The 18,185-nt window shown below is 63.5% G+C and carries 15 protein-coding genes and 1 tRNA gene; 7 read left to right on the top strand and 9 right to left on the bottom strand.

Annotated features, from left to right (window positions below; all coding sequences use genetic code 11):
• Positions 1-136: 136 nt before the first annotated feature.
• Positions 137-1,570: a dihydrolipoyl dehydrogenase family protein gene (locus tag E3T50_RS03370; protein WP_134550588.1), complete on the bottom strand. Its 1,434-nt coding sequence runs from the start codon at positions 1,568-1,570 to the stop codon at positions 137-139.
• An 83-nt stretch (positions 1,571-1,653) separates the two neighbouring features.
• On the opposite strand from E3T50_RS03370, the gene E3T50_RS03365 reads away from it, so the two are divergent.
• From E3T50_RS03365 to E3T50_RS03355, 3 genes are all read left to right on the top strand, one after another.
• A complete protein-coding gene (locus E3T50_RS03365) occupies positions 1,654-2,319 on the top strand; it encodes a class I SAM-dependent methyltransferase (protein ID WP_134550587.1) in 666 nt (221 codons plus the stop codon).
• A gap of 161 nt (positions 2,320-2,480) precedes the next feature.
• On the top strand, positions 2,481-3,167 hold the full coding sequence (locus E3T50_RS03360; protein WP_134550586.1) for a haloacid dehalogenase type II: 687 nt from the start codon (positions 2,481-2,483) through the stop codon (positions 3,165-3,167).
• 241 nt (positions 3,168-3,408) lie between these two features.
• Entirely contained in the window at positions 3,409-3,930 is a 522-nt protein-coding gene (locus E3T50_RS03355) for a DUF3145 domain-containing protein (RefSeq protein ID WP_134550585.1), read from the top strand.
• A 188-nt stretch (positions 3,931-4,118) separates the two neighbouring features.
• Here E3T50_RS03355 and E3T50_RS03350 read toward each other — a convergent pair whose 3' ends face one another.
• The 7 genes from E3T50_RS03350 to aceE form a co-directional block, all read right to left on the bottom strand.
• The gene (locus tag E3T50_RS03350; RefSeq protein WP_134550584.1) at positions 4,119-5,354 is read right to left on the bottom strand and encodes a beta-ketoacyl-[acyl-carrier-protein] synthase family protein; all 1,236 of its coding nucleotides are present in this window, start codon (positions 5,352-5,354) and stop codon (positions 4,119-4,121) included.
• Positions 5,355-5,458: 104 nt separating this feature from the next.
• Positions 5,459-5,707 carry an acyl carrier protein gene (locus tag E3T50_RS03345; protein ID WP_104129202.1) on the bottom strand — a complete coding sequence of 83 codons (249 nt, stop codon included), beginning with the start codon at positions 5,705-5,707 and terminating at the stop codon, positions 5,459-5,461.
• Positions 5,708-5,765: 58 nt separating this feature from the next.
• Entirely contained in the window at positions 5,766-6,770 is a 1,005-nt protein-coding gene (locus E3T50_RS03340) for a beta-ketoacyl-ACP synthase III (RefSeq protein ID WP_134550583.1), read from the bottom strand.
• Positions 6,771-6,787: 17 nt separating this feature from the next.
• Positions 6,788-7,708: an ACP S-malonyltransferase gene (locus E3T50_RS03335; protein WP_134550582.1), complete on the bottom strand. Its 921-nt coding sequence runs from the start codon at positions 7,706-7,708 to the stop codon at positions 6,788-6,790.
• 134 nt (positions 7,709-7,842) lie between these two features.
• Complete coding sequence (locus E3T50_RS03330; RefSeq protein WP_134550581.1) at positions 7,843-9,330, bottom strand: amino acid permease; 1,488 nt, start codon at positions 9,328-9,330, stop codon at positions 7,843-7,845.
• Positions 9,331-9,522: 192 nt separating this feature from the next.
• Positions 9,523-10,725, bottom strand: a complete 1,203-nt coding sequence (locus tag E3T50_RS03325; protein ID WP_134550580.1) for a PucR family transcriptional regulator — start codon at positions 10,723-10,725, stop codon at positions 9,523-9,525.
• Between the two features lie 6 nt (positions 10,726-10,731).
• Entirely contained in the window at positions 10,732-13,458 is a 2,727-nt protein-coding gene (gene aceE / locus E3T50_RS03320) for a pyruvate dehydrogenase (acetyl-transferring), homodimeric type (protein WP_134550579.1), read from the bottom strand.
• A 258-nt stretch (positions 13,459-13,716) separates the two neighbouring features.
• On the opposite strand from aceE, the gene E3T50_RS03315 reads away from it, so the two are divergent.
• Both E3T50_RS03315 and E3T50_RS03310 read left to right on the top strand, forming a co-directional pair.
• Positions 13,717-14,187, top strand: a complete 471-nt coding sequence (locus E3T50_RS03315) for a peroxiredoxin (RefSeq protein ID WP_134550578.1) — start codon at positions 13,717-13,719, stop codon at positions 14,185-14,187.
• Positions 14,188-14,257: 70 nt separating this feature from the next.
• Positions 14,258-14,330, top strand: a tRNA-Val gene (locus E3T50_RS03310).
• A 385-nt stretch (positions 14,331-14,715) separates the two neighbouring features.
• Here E3T50_RS03310 and E3T50_RS03305 read toward each other — a convergent pair.
• On the bottom strand, positions 14,716-16,587 hold the full coding sequence (locus E3T50_RS03305) for a PA domain-containing protein (RefSeq protein WP_134550577.1): 1,872 nt from the start codon (positions 16,585-16,587) through the stop codon (positions 14,716-14,718).
• 257 nt (positions 16,588-16,844) lie between these two features.
• Between E3T50_RS03305 and E3T50_RS16110 the strand changes: the two genes are divergently transcribed.
• Positions 16,845-16,994, top strand: a complete 150-nt coding sequence (locus E3T50_RS16110) for a hypothetical protein (RefSeq protein WP_158251892.1) — start codon at positions 16,845-16,847, stop codon at positions 16,992-16,994.
• Positions 16,995-17,807: 813 nt separating this feature from the next.
• Positions 17,808-18,143, top strand: coding sequence for a hypothetical protein (locus E3T50_RS03300; protein ID WP_134550576.1), 336 nt, complete (start codon positions 17,808-17,810; stop codon positions 18,141-18,143).
• Positions 18,144-18,185 lie beyond the last annotated feature (42 nt).

Here is an 18,185-nt window from a genome sequence, read left to right as displayed (position 1 = left end):
TCCGAGGCAACGATCTACGCGTCGCGCAAGCAGCCCGCCGGGCCCGGCGGGCGCTCTGCCGGTGGGGCCGTTTGGTCTCCGCGAGAATTCTGGACGCGGTCCAACCCATGGAGTCAGCCCTGTGCGGGGCAGACTGTCAGCGTAGCCGCGCCTTACGCAGACGTCGAAGGATCCGCGTGGCGGTCAAAACCAGGCCGGAACCGAGCCGGTGACGCACGTCGGCCACGGCCACGCTCCAAAGGCCGTCGTTGTACGTGGGATACGCGTGCGTCGTGCTGGCGATACTGCTCGTGGTGAGCCGGTTCTTCAACGCCAGAGAGATCTCGCCGAGGGTCTCACCGGCCCGGGGGCCCACGACGGTCCCGCCAAGTATGCGGCCGCGTTTGTTGACGATGAGCTGGGTGTACCCGCCTGTTTTCGCCTCCGTCACCGCGCGGTCAACCTGTTCATGCTCCCAGGTGACGATCCGGTGGGCCCCGGCTTCCGCATCCCGGGATTGCAGGCCGACGGCACCGACTTCAGGGTAGGTAAACGTGACTCGGGGGATCGCCTCCTTGTCGACGGGGCGGGTCAGTCCGAGGATCGCGTTTGTTGCAGCCAGGTTGGCGTTCACACCGGCGGTGTGCGTGAACCGGGGCAGTCCGGTGACGTCGCCGGCGGCCCAGATGCGCGGGTTGGAAGTGCGCATCCTGGAATTGACCACGATGTTACCGTGCCCATCCCGGCGCACTCCCACGGAGTGCAGGTCGAGGCCGGCGGTGTTCGGGCGGCGACCCACGGCTACGAAGAGCCGGTCGAAAGTCAGGGCGGTCCCATCATCGAGGGACAATGTACCGGCGAGGCGGTTGGTGGAGGTGACCGCGATCGCGGTGAAGTTGGTGCGCACGTCGACTCCGTCAGCGATGAGCGCGGCCTGAATGAGGGAACTGGCCCGGTCGTCTTCCTTCGGCAAGATTCGTGGCCCCCGCTGCACGAGCGTCACGGCCGTACCGAGGCGAGCCATGGCCTGGGCGATCTCACAGCCGAGAGCCCCGCCGCCCAACACCACGAGTTGTTCCGGGGCAGTCCTCAGGTCCCAGAACGTTTCGCTGGTAAGCAGATCGACCGCGTCGATTCCGGGGATGTCCGGCAGGGCCGGTGCGGCACCGGTGGCGATCAGCGCCTGATGGAACCGGAGTTCGCGGCCGTTCACGTTGACGCTGTCCGGACCGGTGAATCGTGCCCTCCCGATGACCACGTCAATATTGTCCCGCTCGAGAGACTCGGCGGAATCGACCGGTGCGATTTCCTGCATCGCGTCCTGAACGTGCGTCATGACCTGCGCGAAGTTGACGACGACATCGCCCACCCGTACTCCGAGTCGAGCGGAGGATCGGGCCGTCGCTGCGACGTTCGCGGCGGCAATGAGCGATTTCGATGGAACGCACCCGGTCCACAGGCAATCCCCTCCGAGAAGGTTGTCCTCGATCAGAGCCACTCTCGCTCCGAAGCTCGCCGCCGTGCGGCTGGCAATCAAGCCAGCAGTTCCGCCTCCAATGACGACCAGATCAAATTTGTCGAGTTCTCGCATGACTGTGAGCGTAGACGGTCGCCGGTGTTCAAAACCACTGCGGGCTGATTAGGCTGGCGAAAAAAGGAAGGACGGACTGTACCATGGTGAACGTCTACGGGGCCGCTGCCCGTTTCTACGACGCTCTTTCCGGAGAACGAGTCGTCTACCGGGCCGGCCGAGAATGCGGCGTGGCTCTCCTGGGGCTGCGTCCGGGCGACACTGTCCTGGACCTAGCCTGCGGTACCGGCCTGAATTTTGCTCTGCTCGTCGATGCGGTCGGCCCCGCGGGCGCCGTGATCGGGCTGGATCGCAGCCGGGAGATGCTTGAGATGGCGCGCCGCCGGGTGAAATCGAACGGGTGGACGAACGTGCGCCTGGTCGAGGCGGATGCCATGACATTTGACCCGATGGTCGTCGTGAAAGAGCTCCCGGCGGCGCGAGGGAGCGTCGACGGTGTCTTTTCCAGTTATGCAATGAGCGTCTTCACAGACTGGCATCCGGCTTGGGACCGGATGCGTGCCCTGCTGCGGCCAGGTGGTCGCGCGTGCATTGTAGACATGCAGTCGCCCGTGAAGATCTACCGGGTGTTCTCGCCGCTCGCGCGGATCGCAGCCGCGGTCGGCGGTGCCGACCTCAAGGCTCGCCCGTGGACCATCATCGAACGTGAGGGCGTGGATGTGCGCTCCGTGGCGGTGCGTGGCGGGCACATTCGCGTCGCGGCAGCCACGATCCCCCCTAACCCGCAACCTGGACTATCCCTCGGATGAAAGGCTCACTCTCCTGTCTGCAACACCAGCTACTCTGGTGCCTGACGGCCGAGCGCGTTCTCAGAGTCGTGGGTGAGGGCCGCGCCGCGAGTGGGTGGCATCGCCGAATGGATGCATCTATAGGGCACCACCACATCGCGAACACCGGAAGGACCCACGTTATGAATAGCAACACGCCGTCAGTGATCGTTTTCGACGTCAACGAAACCCTCTCAGACATGTCGACCATGAAGGCTCTTTTTGTGGATATCGGCGCCCCCTCGCACCTGGCCGGGATCTGGTTCGCCTCCTTGCTCAGGGACGGGTTCGCCCTCGCCGCTGCCGGTGGTGCCGCAAAATTCGCTGAAATCAGCTCCGAGATCCTGCGCGGAGTCCTCCGCGACGTCGCCCTGACCGGCAACCTCGACGATGCTGTGCAGCACATTATGGCCGGCTTCTTTGCATTGAACCTCTACCCAGACGTAGAAGACGGGATCCGGGCGCTCAAGACAACTGGGCTGCGCCTCGTGACCTTATCGAATGGAGGCGTGCAGGTGGCCAGGACGCTCCTGACCAGGGCAGGGCTCCAGAACGAATTCGAAGCTCTGCTCACGGTTGAAGACGCCCCGGCGTGGAAACCGGTACGGGCTGCCTACGACTATGCCGCGGATGTCTGTGGGGTGCCGCCGAGCGATATGCTCCTGGTCGCCGTGCACCCCTGGGACATCCACGGCGCGGCGCAAGCGGGCTTGAGCACCGCCTGGTTGAACCGCACCGGCGAGGCCTACCCGAGCTACTTTGCGGCACCGGATTACACCCTCACCGCGCTGGGCGAACTCGCCGCCAGAATATCGGCCAGCAAACGCTGACCCCGCTGCCCAAGCCGCAACCTCATCTGTTCCACCGGCGTTCTCATGCCTCGGCCGCTTGTCAATCGGCAGGACCCTGGGGCATAATTGCGCTATCGGCCGGGCCAGTACCAACTCAGGGGTGCTGACGAGTGGTCGCATAACTTCATATCTGCCATCGTGCTCACAGTCTTGTACTGTGCGAGTCCGGTTGTTCCGAGGTCGTTGGGGAAGACGCACCTACTAGGAACGGAGAATCACGATGGATGCAACATACGACCGTCGAGCGCCGATTGCGCGGGGGGTGCTTTTCGTGCATTCTTCTCCGCGAGCTGTGTGCCCACATATCGAGTGGTCGGCTGGACGTACGCTCGGCGAGGCCGTTAATTTCGATTGGTCGGAACAGCCGGCCCTGCCCGGTTCATACCGCGCCGAATACTACTGGGAGGGTCCCTTGGGTACTGGCGCCGCACTGGCATCCGCTCTGCGCGGCTGGGAGCAGTTGCGTTTCGAAGTCACCGAAGATGCAGCGCCCGGATCAGATGGCGGTCGCTGGTTGCATACGCCGGAGCTGGGTATTTTTCATGCTCAAACGGACAGCGTGGGCAATATGGTCGTGCCGGAAGATCGCATTCGATTCGCGATGGACAGTGCGGGGGCCAATACCATCGAACTGCACCGGCACCTGCGCCTGGCTCTCGGGCAGTCCTGGGACGACGAACTAGAACCGTTCCGGCAGGCGAGCGATCTGAACGCCGTCGTCTGGCTGCACCAGGTGGGCTGATCGGCACTGCTCCAACCCGTGCCGTTCCCGCATGGGAGTGTGGGCTGTCGACCGGTGACCGTGCCGGCGGCAATCCCACGCGTCACAGTCGATGTCAGAGACAGCCAGATGCGCCTGATCACCTCACAAGAATGACCCCGTCCAAACCGGACGGGGTCATTCACAATCGGCAAAGATAGAACCGAACGCTAGACCGACCGGAATGCCACGACGGCGTTGTGGCCGCCGAAGCCGAAGGAGTTGCTCAGTGCGAGCAGGTCTCCCGCCGGTAGCGCCCGCGGAGTGGTGACCACGTCGAGCGTGATTTCCGGGTCTTGAGACGTGAGGTTGATCGTCGGCGGTGCCATGCGCTCAGAAAGTGCCTTGACCGTGAAGAACGCTTCGAGGGCGCCGGCGCCACCGAGCAGGTGGCCGGTGGAAGCCTTTGTCGCCGACACCGGGATGCCGTCGAGCAGATCCCCGAAAACGCGCCTGAGGGCTTTGTACTCGGCAATGTCCCCGACCGGGGTGCTCGTGGCGTGGGCGTTGATGTGGGACACGTCGGCCAGGGACGCACCGGCGTTCTCAATGGTCGACACCATTGCGCGGGCGGCGGCGGACCCCTCCGGGTCCGGTGCAGTCACATGATAGGCATCGCTGTTGACGACGCCGCCGAGCAGTTCGGCGTAGATGTGGGCCCCGCGCGCTTTCGCGTGTTCTTCGGTTTCAATGACGAGGGCTGCGGCGCCCTCGCCGAGAACGAAACCGTCCCGGGTCACGTCGTAGGGGCGACTTGCGGTCGCCGGGTCGTCGTTGCGAGTCGACAGGGCCTGCATCGCCGCGAAGGAAGCGATCGGCAGCGGGTGGATTGCGGCCTCGGAACCCCCGGCAATGACGATATCAGCGAGCCCAGCTTGCAGCCGGTTGTACGCGTTGACCAGCGCTTCGGTGCTCGACGCACACGCGGAGACCACCGTGGTAATGCCAGCACGGGCGTGCAGGTCCATTCCGATGGCCGCTCCCGGGCCGTTCGGCATGAGCATCGGCACGGTCATGGGCAGTACGCGGCGCGGGCCCCGCTCGCGCAGGGTGTCCCAAGCGTCCAGCAGGGTCCACACTCCGCCGATTCCGGTCGCCCAATCCACGGCGAGGCGCTCTGGCTCGACCTCGGGAGAGCCGGCATCTGCCCAGGCTTCACGGCCGGCGATCAGGGCGAACTGGCTGGACGGGTCGAGGCGTTTGACCTCGAATCGTTGCAGCACATCCGCGGTCTTGACGCGCGCCTGTGCGGCGAAGGTTACGGGGATCGCTGTTTCAGCGACCCAGGCTTGCTCGAGGGTGGTAGCGCCCGATTCGCCGGCCAGGAGGGCCGTCCAGGTCTCCACGGCCGTGCCGCCCAGCGGCGTAGTCGCACCGATACCGGTGATAACGATTTTCTTGGTCATAAGTCAACTCTCCATGGGACGACAAACGTATGGGCCGGCGCGTTGTGGCACCAGCCCAGTGAACAGGTCGGCCGACTTCCGGCCGACCTGGTTCCGGCTTGGGCCTAGTCCTGTGCCTTCACGATGAACTCGACAGCGTCGCCGACAGTCTTGAGGTTCTTGACCTCTTCGTCGGGGATCTTCACGTCGAACTTCTCTTCTGCGTTGACGACAATGGTCATCATCGAGATGGAGTCGATGTCCAAGTCGTCGGTGAACGACTTGCCCAGCTCAACCGTGTCGGTTGCGATTCCGGTTTCGTCGTTGATGAGCTCGGCCAGGCCGGTCAGAACTTCTGCGGTGGACAATGCCATGTTATTTCTCCTTGAGGGTGTCTCGGTTGACCGAGACCTAGTTTAGGGGGTGGGTTGGTTAGGGCAGCACAACGACTTGCGCGCCAAACACAAGTCCGGCACCGAAGCCGATCTGTAGCGCGAGTCCGCCGCTGAGCTCTGGATGTTCCTCGAGCAGGCGGTGGGTGGCGAGGGGAATAGACGCCGAGGAGGTGTTGCCAGTCGTGGCGACGTCGCGCGCAATGACAACGGACTCTGGCAACTTGAGCTGCTTGGCGAACTCATCGATGATGCGCATGTTGGCCTGGTGCGGAATGAATGCGGCCAGGTCGGAGCTTTCGATCCCCGCGACTTCGAGGGCTTTCTTGGCGACCTTGGCCATGTCCCAGACGGCCCAGCGAAAGACCGTTTGTCCTTGCTGACGCAGGGTTGGCCAGTCGGCGTCGCCGCGACGGTATTCCTGCAGGGTGTGATTCATGTGAATCGCGTCGGCCTTGGATCCATCCGATCCCCACACGGTGGTGGAGATGCCCGGGTAGTCACTCGGGCCGATGACGACGGCGCCGGCACCGTCGCCGAGCAGGAACGAGATGCTCCGGTCGGCCGGGTCGACGAGGTCAGAGAGCTTCTCCGCGCCGACGACGAGTGCATAGTGCGCAGCCCCCGTGCGTATGAGGGCATCGGCCTGGGCGATGGCGTAGGCATAGCCGGCGCAGGCCGCATTGATGTCGTAGGCGGCGGCCGGATTGCTGCCAACGCGGTCGGCCAAAACGGCGGCCATTGAGGGTGTCTGGCGGTCGTTGCTGATGGTGGCCACGATCACGGCATCGATGAGTGCCGGGGCGATGCCGCTTTTCTCGATGGCCTCGCGGGCGGCATCCGTTGCCATGTCGACCGCGCCGATGTCCTCGCTGGCACGCGTGCGGGTGATGATTCCGGTGCGCTGCTGGATCCACTCGTCGGAGGAATCAATCGCGGCGACCAGTTCGTCGTTGGGTACGATGAGGTCACCGCGGGCGGCGCCGATCGAGAGGATGCGGGTGTACTGCGACCCGTGGGACTGCTTCAGTGTTGGCTTGGTCATTGTCTCTCTTATCAGATTCAGGACTGCTGGTCGATCATGGCCCAGGCGGCGGGCAGGTCGTCCGGGGTCTTGATAGCCACGGTGGGAACGCCCTTGAGGGCGCGCTTTGCGAGACCGACGAGCGCGCCGGCCGGCGCGACCTCGATGATTCCGGTGACTCCCGCGGCTGCGAAGGCCTCCATGCACCTGTCCCACCGTACCGGCGACGACACCTGGCCGACGAGAAGGTCCACAAATCGGATGCCCTCGGTTACGCGGTCTCCGTCACGGTTGGTCCAAATCGGGAGGGTCGGATCGGTGGGGCTGAGCGAGTCGGCGACCACGGTCATCCGTTCAACGGCAGGCTGCATATACCGGGTGTGGAATGCACCCGCGACCTGCAGTGGGATGACCCTGGCGCGATGCGGGGGAGCCGCGGCGAGTTCGGCGAGAGCGTCGAGCGCACCGGCGACGACGATCTGACCACTGCCATTAAAGTTGGCGGGTTCGAGGCCGAGCTCGGTCACTCGGGCGAGCAGCTCGGTCTCGTCGGCACCGATCACGGCGCTCATGCCGGTGGGAACGAGGGCGGCGGCGGCCTGCATCGCCACGCCACGCTCTCGGACGAAACGCACCGCATCGGTGGTTTTCAGGATGCCAGCGCCCGCGGCGGCAGTCAGCTCACCGACCGAGTGCCCGGCGATCCCGGAGATGCGGTCTCGCCGGCCATCCGCGAGCAGCGCTTCGAGCGTGAGGATGCCGGCGGCCACGATGAGGGGCTGGGCAATCGCCGTATCGCGAATGGTGTCGGCATCACTGACCGTGCCGTGAGCGACGAGGTCTAGGTGGACGTCGTCGGAGATATGCCGGAGGCCGGCATAGAAGGCGGGCAGAGCCAGCCAGGGTTCAAGGAATCCGGGAGTTTGGGAGCCCTGACCCGGGCAGACGACAACGATCATTTATTCAGTCTTCCAACCTGATGGCGGAAATGAGTGTACAAATCGCACTGAGTATTCCGGGTTCCTTTGTAGAGTCCTGCAGAAAAACTCCTCGGGACGAATCCCGATTTCTCAACTCGTGGCGGCTGGCGGGATCAATCCTGGCGTTGGCTTGATTTAGAATGCGCCGAACCGATCACCGGTTGGATCGCAGCTTCGCCGCTCGAGCCACGCCCGCCCCGGTAACGCCACAGGCCCACGCCCACGAGCAGCCCGGCCAGCGCGAGGGACAGCGCGAGGGATTCCCGCGTTTCGGGGACGATCAACATTCCCACGAGCAGGCCGAGGATGCTGAGGATGGCGAACCACGTGAGGTAGGGGAAGACCCACATCCTGAGTGACAGTGCCCTTGCGGCGTCCGGTCCCATGCGGCGACGCAGGATCAACTGCGAGGCCGCGATCACGAGCCAGACGAACAGGGCAATGGCGCCGGAGGTGTTCACCAGGAACAGGAACACGGTGTCCGGGGCGACGTAGTTGAGGCCGACGGTCACAAACCCTACGATGGTCGACGCGAGCACAGCGCTGCGCGGCACGCCCCTGGCGGAGATCGTTCCCCAGGAGCGGGGAGCGTCGCCGCGCGTCGACAGGGAAAACAGCATACGGCTGGCGGTATAGAGTCCCGAGTTGAGGCAGGACAACACAGAGGTGAGCACGATCACATCCATGATCGTGCCGGCACCGGGAATGCCGTAGAGCTCGATGGCCGCCACATACGGACTCTTTGCTACGGAGGTGCTGTCCCAGGGCAGCAGGGTGACGACAATGGCGATCGAGCCAATGTAGAAGATCAGGATTCGCCACACGGTGGACCGCACCGCCTGGCGAACAGCGGCTACCGGGTTTTGCGATTCCCCCGCGGCGATCGTGGCGATTTCGGCGCCGAAGAAAGAGAAAACCACCACGAGGACTCCGCCGAGCACCGCTCCGGCACCGTTGGGGAAGAATCCGCCGCGATTGGTGAGGTTGTCGAGGCCGGGCGCGGTCACACCGGGCATGAAGCCCAGGATCGCCGCGATCCCGAGGACGAGGAAGACCACAATGGCCGCGACCTTGATCGAGGCGAACCAAAATTCAAACTCCCCGAATGATTTCACCGAGGCCACGTTCGTAAGCGTGAGTAGCACCATGAGCAGGAGGGCCCACACCCATTGATCGACCTCGGGTACCCAGCGATGCACGATCGCCGCGCCCGCAGTTGCTTCGATTCCAAGGACGATGATCCAAAACCAGGCGTAGAGCCAGCCGATGCTGAACCCGGCCCAGCGGCCGAGCGCGCGGTCGGCGTAGGTCGAGAACGACCCGGTCTCCGGACTCGCCGCCGCCATCTCGCCGAGCATGCGCATCACCAGGATGACGACAAGGCCAGCGGCGGCGTAGGCCACGAGAATTCCAGGACCGGCCTGCTGGATCGCCGCACCAGAACCAACGAACAGGCCAGCCCCGATGACTCCCGCGATCGCAATCATCGAGAGGTGGCGGGGTTTGAGGCTGCGGGTCAGCTCTCTAGGCTGCGGGGCGACGCTGACGTCGACATCCGGTTCCGCGGCGCCTTCTGTGGCGGATTTCCGGGATGTGGGCATGACACGCTCCAAGTCTGAATAGGGCGGGTCTGATCCCGCGAGACGTGTGACCGCCGTGCCGATGGATGCCGGTGCAGCGACGACACACCAGGTCGTTGTGAGAGGAGCGTCACGACGACGTGACGGCCGAATTACACCCTCTACGCCGCCGGCCCTAGACATCGCGCGGGCAATCCCTGGCCTCGGACCCCATCAACGACGGCGGGTGGAACCGTCGTGGTCGCTGATCGAGCCGATGATCAGGGCCGATTGCAAAATGAGCGCCTCTCGGGCTCCCGTGGCGTCGTAGCCGATGACTTCGGATACTCGTTTCAGGCGATACCGCACGGTGTTGGGGTGCACGAATAATTCGCGCGCGGTGGCCTCGAGCGAGCGGCCATTGTCGAGATAGCACCACAGGGTGGTGAGCAACTCGGTCGAGTGCGCCTGCAGCGGCCGATAGATGCGATGTATCAGCGTCGCGCGGGCGAGCGGATCCCCGGCGAGGGCGCGCTCGGGGAGCAGATCGTCGGCCTGGACGGGCCGGGGCGCATTCCGCCACGACCGCGCGACGGCGAACCCGGCTAGGGCGGCCTTCGCGCTCTTGGATGCGTCAACGAGATTGGGAACCTCGTGACCGAGCACCAAATGCCCGGGCCCGAATATCGGTTCGAGTTGCATGGCGATCTCCATGAACGTGAGCGCCGCAGCGGTGCCGACGTCCTCGCTGTCCGCCTGGGCCGGGCGTGCGCGACCGATCACGAGCACGAGGCGGTTCCCCTGGACGCCGATGAGCACGTCGGCGGCCATATGCCGGGCAGCGCGGCGCAACTGGTCGACGTCGAGCATCTGCGGGGTGGTGCCGACCAGTACGCAGACTTCACCGTGGCCATGCCAGCCGAGAGCCGCAATTCGGCTAGGCAGTTCGTCGTCATATTCCCCACTGAGAATAGAGTCAACGACGAGAGCTTCCAACCGCGCGTCCCAGAGGCCGCGTGCCTCGGCAGCACGAGCATAGACATCTGCTGCCCCGAAGGCGATCTCTCGCGAATAGAGCAGAATCGCTTCGCGCAGCGCCTCGCCACCGTCCTTGACGCGTTCCTCGACGACCTCAACCGTCACGCGGATGAGCTGCAGCGTCTGCTGCAGACTCACCGAGCGCAGCAACTCTCGCGGGGCAGCACCGAAGACGTCCGCGGCGATCCACGGCGTTGACCGTGGATCGTCAAACCAGGAGATGAAACTCGTGATCCCGGCCTGGGCGACCAGGCCGACGGCCGACCGCCGCCCTGGTGGCATATCGCCATACCAGGACAGCGTGTCTTCGAGTCGTTTGAGCGTCTGGGTCGACAGCTCACCAGAAATGGTGCGCAGCCAGTTGAGGGTCTGTTCCTTCGTTTTGGGCGCCGGTGCCACGGTTTCTTAGCTCTCGCCCCCGGCAGAGCCGGTGGTGCCCGCGCTCACATCGTGCAGGCGATACTTGGCGATCGCCTGGCCGGCGAGGCTGCGGTCTACTTCGCCGCGACGGGCGAGCAGCTCCAGAGTGCGCACGACCATCGACGGACCGTCGATCTTGAAGAATCGGCGTGCGGCCGGGCGGGTGTCCGAGAAGCCGAAGCTGTCGGCACCGAGCGTCGCGAAGTCGCTCGGAACAAACTGTCGGATCTGGTCCGGAACGGCGTGCATAAAGTCAGACACGGCGACGAAGGGGCCGGCAGCGCCTTCGAGCTTCGTGGTGACGTACGGGATGCGGGGCACGTCGTCGGGATTGAGGAAGTTGTGCTCCTCGGCGGCCAGACCATCGCGGCGCAGTTCGGTCCACGAGGTGACCGACCAGACGTCGGCCGAGACGCCCCAGTCGTCGGCGAGGAGCTGCTGGGCCTCCAGTGCCCACGGTACGGCAACGCCGGAGGCGAGCAATTGTGCTTTCGGTCCGCTCGCAGCGGATTCACTCACCCGGTGGATGCCGTGCAGGATGCCGTCCACATCAACGTCAGCGGGCTCGACCGGCTGCACGGCCGGCTCGTTGTAGACCGTCACGTAGTACATGACGTTCGGATCTGTGTGGGTGCCGCCATACATGCGCTCGAGTCCGGCACGCACTATGTGACCGATCTCATAGCCGTATGCCGGGTCGTAGGAGACGACGGCCGGGTTGGTCGACGCCAGCAACGGCGAGTGACCGTCGGCGTGCTGCAGACCTTCCCCGGTCAACGTCGTGCGACCGGCCGTGGCACCGACGATGAACCCGCGGCTCATCTGGTCACCGGCGGCCCACAAAGCGTCTCCGGTGCGCTGGAAACCGAACATGGAGTAGAACACGTAGACCGGAATGAGCGGTTCGCCCTGCGTGGAATAGGACGTGCCCACGTTGGTGAAAGCAGCGGCGGCGCCGGCCTCGTTGATGCCGACGTGCAGAATCTGGCCCTGCGGGCTCTCCTTGTAGGCCAGCAGCTGGGCGTGGTCGACCGAGGTGTAGTGCTGGCCGTTGGGGTTGTAGATCTTCGCGTTCGGGAAGAACGCGTCGATGCCGAAGGTGCGAGCCTCGTCGGGGATGATCGGAACGATGCGGTTTCCGAAGTCCTTGGCGCGCAACAGCTCCTTGAGCAGTCGCACGAACGCCATGGTCGTGGCGATCTCCTGCGTTCCGGACCCTTTCTTGGCGACCGCGTAGGTCTCATCTCCGGGCAGGTTGAGCTTGGTGTGTGTGGTGCGTCGCTCCGGCAGGTAGCCGCCGAGCGCACGCCGACGCTCGTGCATATACTCAATCGCCTCGTCCTTGTCGCCGGGGGTGTAGTAGGGCGGCAAGTAGGGGTTTTCCTCGAGCTGGGCATCCGTGATCGGCACGTGCATGCTGTCACGGAACGACTTGAGGTTGTCGAGGGTCATCTTCTTCATCTGGTGGGTCGCGTTGCGGCCTTCGAAACTGGGACCGAGGCCGTAGCCCTTGACCGTTTTCGCCAGGATGACGGTCGGCTGGCCGGTGTGCTCCGACGCGGCCTTGAATGCGGCGTAGACCTTGCGGTAGTCGTGTCCACCGCGCTTGAGGTTCCAGACCTCGTCATCGCTGAGGTGCTCGACGAGCGCCCGCGCACGCGGGTCGCGTCCGAAGAAATTCTCGCGCACATAGGCGCCACTTTCGGCCTTGTACGTCTGGTAATCACCATCGGGCGTGACGTTCATCAGGTTGATCAGGGCGCCGTCTACGTCGTTCTTGAGGAGGCTGTCCCACTCCCGACCCCAAACCACCTTGATGACGTTCCAGCCAGCACCACGGAAGAAGCTTTCAAGCTCCTGGATGATCTTGCCGTTACCGCGCACCGGGCCATCGAGGCGCTGAAGGTTGCAGTTGATGACGAAGTTGAGGTTGTCGAGGCCCTCGTTGGCCGCGACCTGCAACTGGCCGCGGCTTTCCACCTCATCCATTTCACCGTCGCCGAGGAATGCCCAGACCTGCTGGTCGCTGGCATCCTTGATGCCCCGGTGGGTCAGGTAGCGGTTGAGCTGCGCCTGATAGATCGCGTTGATCGGACCGAGACCCATGGATACGGTGGGAAACTGCCAGAATTCCGGCATGAGGCGCGGGTGCGGATATGAAGAGATGCCATGAGGAGCGTGCGATTTTTCCTGACGGAAACCGTCGAGCTGGTTCTCTGTCAGCCGGCCCTCGAGGAAGGCGCGCGCGTAGGTGCCGGGGGAGGCATGACCCTGAATGAAAATCTGGTCGCCACCGCCCGGGTGGTCCTGACCGCGGAAGAAGTGGTTGAAACCAACTTCATACAGGGCAGCGGATGACGCGTAGGTGGAGATATGGCCACCAACGGCGATGCCGGGGCGCTGAGCGCGGTGCACCAGAACGGCAGCGTTCCAGCGAATCCAGGCGCGGTAGCGGCGCTCTATGTCTTCGTCGCCGGGAAAATCGGGTTCGTTCTCCGGCGCAATGGTGTTGATGTAGTCCGTTGTCGGAACCATGGGAACGCCCAGATGCAGCTCTTTCGACCGCTTCAACAGGCTGAGCATGATCTCGCGTCCGCGTTCGTGCCCGTGTTCGGCAACGAGCGAATCGAGGGATTGCGACCACTCCGCAGTTTCCTCCGGATCGGAGTCGGCGTTGTTCGTCGAGTATGGGTCCTGGTCGTTGACCGTCACAGTCGACCTCTCTCTGGGGTTCGTGCAGCGATGGTGCTCCGCGGTGACATGGTGCGGCGCCACGGTGGCACGTGCCGTAAATGAGCAGGTTGGATTGCAACCAGCGGCACGACGTAAGCCTACAGATTTCGCCCGTTGTCCGCGTACGGGTGCCCGCCGCCGACAAGCTGCGGGTTTTGTGACTTCGCGCACATTGCCGGGCTAGAGTATGTCACCGGCCCAACCGCGCGCCACCGCAGCACTAGGAAAGGAGCCCATATGGCTCTCGAGAACGACACCCAGGCACCCGACTTCAAGCTCATCAACCAGTTCGGCGAAAGCGTGCAGCTCAGCCAATACCGGGGAGTGAAATCTGTCGCGCTGGTCTTCTTCCCCCTCGCCTTTTCGGGAATATGCAGTGGCGAACTCTGCGAACTGCGCGACAACCTGTCTCTGTTCGAGGACGGCGGCGTCGAACTCATCGGAATTTCGGTCGACTCGCGACACGCCCTGCGTGCCTTCGGCGAGCAGGAAAAATACACCTTCAACCTGGTTGCGGACTTTTGGCCCCACGGCGCGGTCGCAAAAGAATACGGCGTCTTTCTCGAGGAGAAGGGTTTCGCCAACCGTGCGACATTCTTGATCGATCCGAGCGGCATTATTCGCGCCAGTTTCATCTCCGCCCCGGGTGAAGCGCGATCGATCGACGCCTACCGAGCCGCACTCGGGCAACTCACACCGGTCCTCTGAAGTCGATGGGTCGCCAAACGCGCGCCGAGTCTGTCCTATACTGAGGGAACCCACGACCGACTCGTCGTCGGGGCCTTTAGCTCAGTTGGTAGAGCGCCACGTTTACACCGTGGATGTCATCGGTTCGAGCCCGGTAGGGCCCACAAGTAAAATGCCTGATCAGGAAGAATATCTGGGGTACCGCCTCGCAGAGTCGGCTCGCAAATCGACCTGTCAGGTGGTGAGGCGTCGGTGAGCGTGCACCGCGGCAGCAACGAGCCCGATCTCGTGCCTCAGATCAGCGACACGCTCGCACCGACCAGGGGTCGTCTGGTCTTCAACAGCTTCCCGACGGGGGTTTCGGTTGTCATGGGCTCAGCACCACGAGACGATTCCCCGTCACATGGACGGCGCCCTGGTGCTGCCCCGCTGACCCGGCGGGGCGAGATCGCCCGGCGCGTCCTACGGCGCCACCGGGACGCACGAAATCGCTCCTGAGGGGGTTCTCAGGAGCGATTTCGTGTGGGTAATTCAGATCAGGCTGTCGGGTCAGTTGCCCGTGTATCGGAAGATGTAGAGCCCGAAATCACGGTCGCTGGCCGCAACGTATTCGACGCCGTTGTTCTCGAACACGTCCACACCCCAGAAGTTGTTGCCGCCCTCGTCAATGAAGCGACCGGTCTCGACGAGTTTGTCGTCGATGATTTTGGTCACTCGAAATCCTCCCGCGTAATACGAGAAGTACGCCAGGTCGGCCCGCTGTTTGGACGTGGCCACCTCGTGAACCGAGAGGTCGCCGAAGCCCACAGCGTAGGCAGGGTCCATGGCTTCGGGAATTGCATAGGTGTCCAGCTCGGACATCTTTCCCGTCGAGTTGTCGAAGAGGTGCACATAACCCCAACCGTCGAAGAACGCGCGCAAGGAAACGAGGTCTCCGACGGCACCCAGACTCAGGCCGGGAATCAGGCTGGCAGCACCGGCGAGGCAGGCCGCGTTATCGTAGGAGGCCTCGAGGTCGAAGAAACCGAATCCGGTTTGACGGTCGACCGAAGAGGTCGGGATGTTGCCGGCGACGCTCATCCCGAATGCGCCGCATCCGTCGGTACCCTCGCGGTTGATGATGACGATTCCGTCATAGCCGCCAGCCGCTTCAACGTTCGCCACCTTCTCGGTGAACGCGCAGAGACCACGGGTGACGATCGCGATCTGGCTGCCGCTTGCGGTGACCGGCGCCGGTGGCACAACCGGATCACCGGAACATGCTTGTCCCGCGTAGACGGCATCACCGGTCAGCGACTCCCCGCCTTGCAGCTGCGGTGTGTCGCTGCCCTGCGAGATCTGAAACGGTGTCGCGGAGTCATCCGTGGTGCCCTCCGCGCCGTTGGGCGCGAAGTCCTCGTCGGCACCGATTACGAACCTGTTGTCTAGGGTGAACTCGCCCTGGTGGCCGTTGCCTTCAGGCTTCTCGATCAGGCCTGCCGACTCCTGAAGCTGCGGGTCGGGGTTGGTGAAGTCCGTATCGCCGACATAGATCGGGTTGTGCACGTCGGTCATGTCGACGGTGACGTATCCGGCGTCCCAGTAGGACAACAGCATCACCTGTTTTCCGGCGATCTGCTTGACGACGAGGTCGTGGAGAAACACCTCGGTCAGGTTCGACGGTGCGTTCTGGAGGATCTGCGGGAAGGTCTTGTCCAGATCGTATTCGGCGGTGAGGAACGGCTTCTTCGGGTTGGTGATGTCCATGATGTCGACATCGGTGCCCTCTTCGTTGTCAACGATGACCGCGTACGCCTTGTCGCCGGCATCCCAGGCGAAGACGCTGTGGGTCTGGTTGGAGGTCTTCTTGCCCTGACCATCGGCTGTTGAATCGCCAATGCCCACGGCGAGTGGTGTGGGGTGCTCGGGATTCGTCACGTCATAGAGATTCATGCCGCCGAACCCTGCTTTGTCCTTGCACTTCTCGTTATTGGTGACGAGCACGTCGCCGGTAAAGGCTGGCGTATCGAGTTGAAGGGCCTGGACACCCTCGCCCGGGTAGCTGCCCTCCTTGGACTGGATAAACGCGACCTCCTTCGGCTTCACGGGGTCCTTGATATCCACGACGTGCACCCCGTTGTAGGTGCACGACACGACGCCCCACGCAGCAAGGTAGGCATAGTCCTTGAAGACGCCCACATCGGCGATCTTCTCGGGCACCGCGTTCTTCATCTTCAGTTTGGAGACTACGTTGATATTGGACTGTGTTGCCGGCAGATGACCGGCCGTTTCGCCGTGCTGGTGGGCGTCGCGAGCGCCGTCGGCGGTCGATAGCGCGCCGTCGTTCCCGGGTCGGGCCGATGCAACGGATGTTGTGGCGAGGATCAACGCTGCGACGGACACCAGCGTCAGTCCAGCGCGAATGGCAGGTGATTTGACCATGACACTCCTTCGGTGCGGAATTTTAAATCGAATGTTCGAACCGTAGTCCGCCCATACACGCTTTGGCAAGGAAGTACAAATCGACCAGGATGTGGCCGCCACGGCGACGCGGTGCGCATGCGTCGCCATGGCCTACCCCTCGCGGTGGCCTTCGAACCGAATTCTCTGTCGGGCGATGAACTGCGCCTCGCGGAAATCACCCCCTCGCCGCGGGCCGTGTGCATCGAGCGCAATGGGGACACTTTTGGAGGTCAGCTATGGACGGCGAGGGACCATGGCGGGTGATTCTCTACGATCCGACGCGCATCGTGCAGGCGCTTCGTTTTGTTCGAGCGTGGCTTCCGGTCGACGATGTGTGCTCGCTGCCGTGCGTGCGGCTGGATGCCCTGAACCGGCGCGGGCGTTAGACCTCGGGGTTATACGTGCGCCGGGACTCGTGGTGCCAGCGGCACAGGGTTTCGATCCACTCCTGTGACCAATCAATCGTGCCCGGGGTGCGGCCGCAGCGCTCACAGGTGGTTGGAGAGCGCGTCTGTGCTCGGGACACAGCTTCGCGGGTTGCGGGGGCGCGGGCTGTCACGCTGTCGGCGGGTTCGAGTGTGACTCGGAACTCACCGCATTTCTGCCGGACGTTTGTTAATCGAAAGCGTGGGTCAACGGACAGCAGGACGGCCGAGAGCGCGACCAGAACCCGTGGGGGAAAGTCCTATGGACTCTTGCATTCTGTGGCCTCATGAGGGCCTGACGCCCTCGGTCCGCGGGAGCCCCGGGTCACGACCAGCGGCACCGCCGGTGTTCGGTGCCGCCGAGCTCGTAATGCTCGGCTAGTGTTGTGTACCGGCAGAACAAATCTGCTGGGTGTTTTGAGTTGTTGAGGCGTTGGTTTTCCAGCAGCAGGATTCGCCACAATCCCGGATTGTCGGGCAAGGTACCGCAAATGCGCAGTCTCTCGAGAGCCCGTGTTCTTGCGGATCCTCATTGAATTTGTGTGCGACCGGACCTTTACACCGTGGATGTCATCGGTTCGAGCCCGGTAGGGCCCACATTGAGTTCGCTCCGTCGCCTGAATCAGACGGGTCGGCGGCTTCCGTCGGTCGCATCGGTTCAACATGCGAGATTGCCGAGATTCCATTGCTTTGGGGTAGACCCGGCATATACTGCTACGGCGACCCCGGACCCTGGACGCACGTGAAATTTCCGTGAGCTTTGGAGGGGCGACCATGAAACGAATATTTTACCCGGGCGGTTCCGTAGTGACCGGCAGCGATCTCGCTGATGCAGTATTGCTCTACGCCGAGGCACTCTGCAATCGTCGCCAAGTAGATGTCGTGGACATCCCCGTGATGGGTGACAAGGGGTGCCTCCTGCGCGCTCAGTTTTTGATCGGGTCGGCGAGCCAGCTGATGAGTGTGACCGCCGAGAGCCTGTCGCCGGAACTGATCGAACCGGAAACCACGGATTTTCTGCACCGCAAAGCCCAAACCGGTGCCATGATCCCCGCGGCCTGGACCAGGGAAGAGTCGGCCACCGTGCTGCTCGACGACTACGATTTCTGACACATTTACTGCCGGGCGCCGGGCATCGGGTTGCACCGTGTC

The organism is Cryobacterium gelidum, assembly GCF_004403985.1.
GTDB classification, from domain to species: Bacteria; Actinomycetota; Actinomycetes; order Actinomycetales; family Microbacteriaceae; genus Cryobacterium; species Cryobacterium gelidum.
Note: the sequence above shows the minus strand (reverse complement) of the source record. Positions and strands in the feature narration are given on the sequence as shown.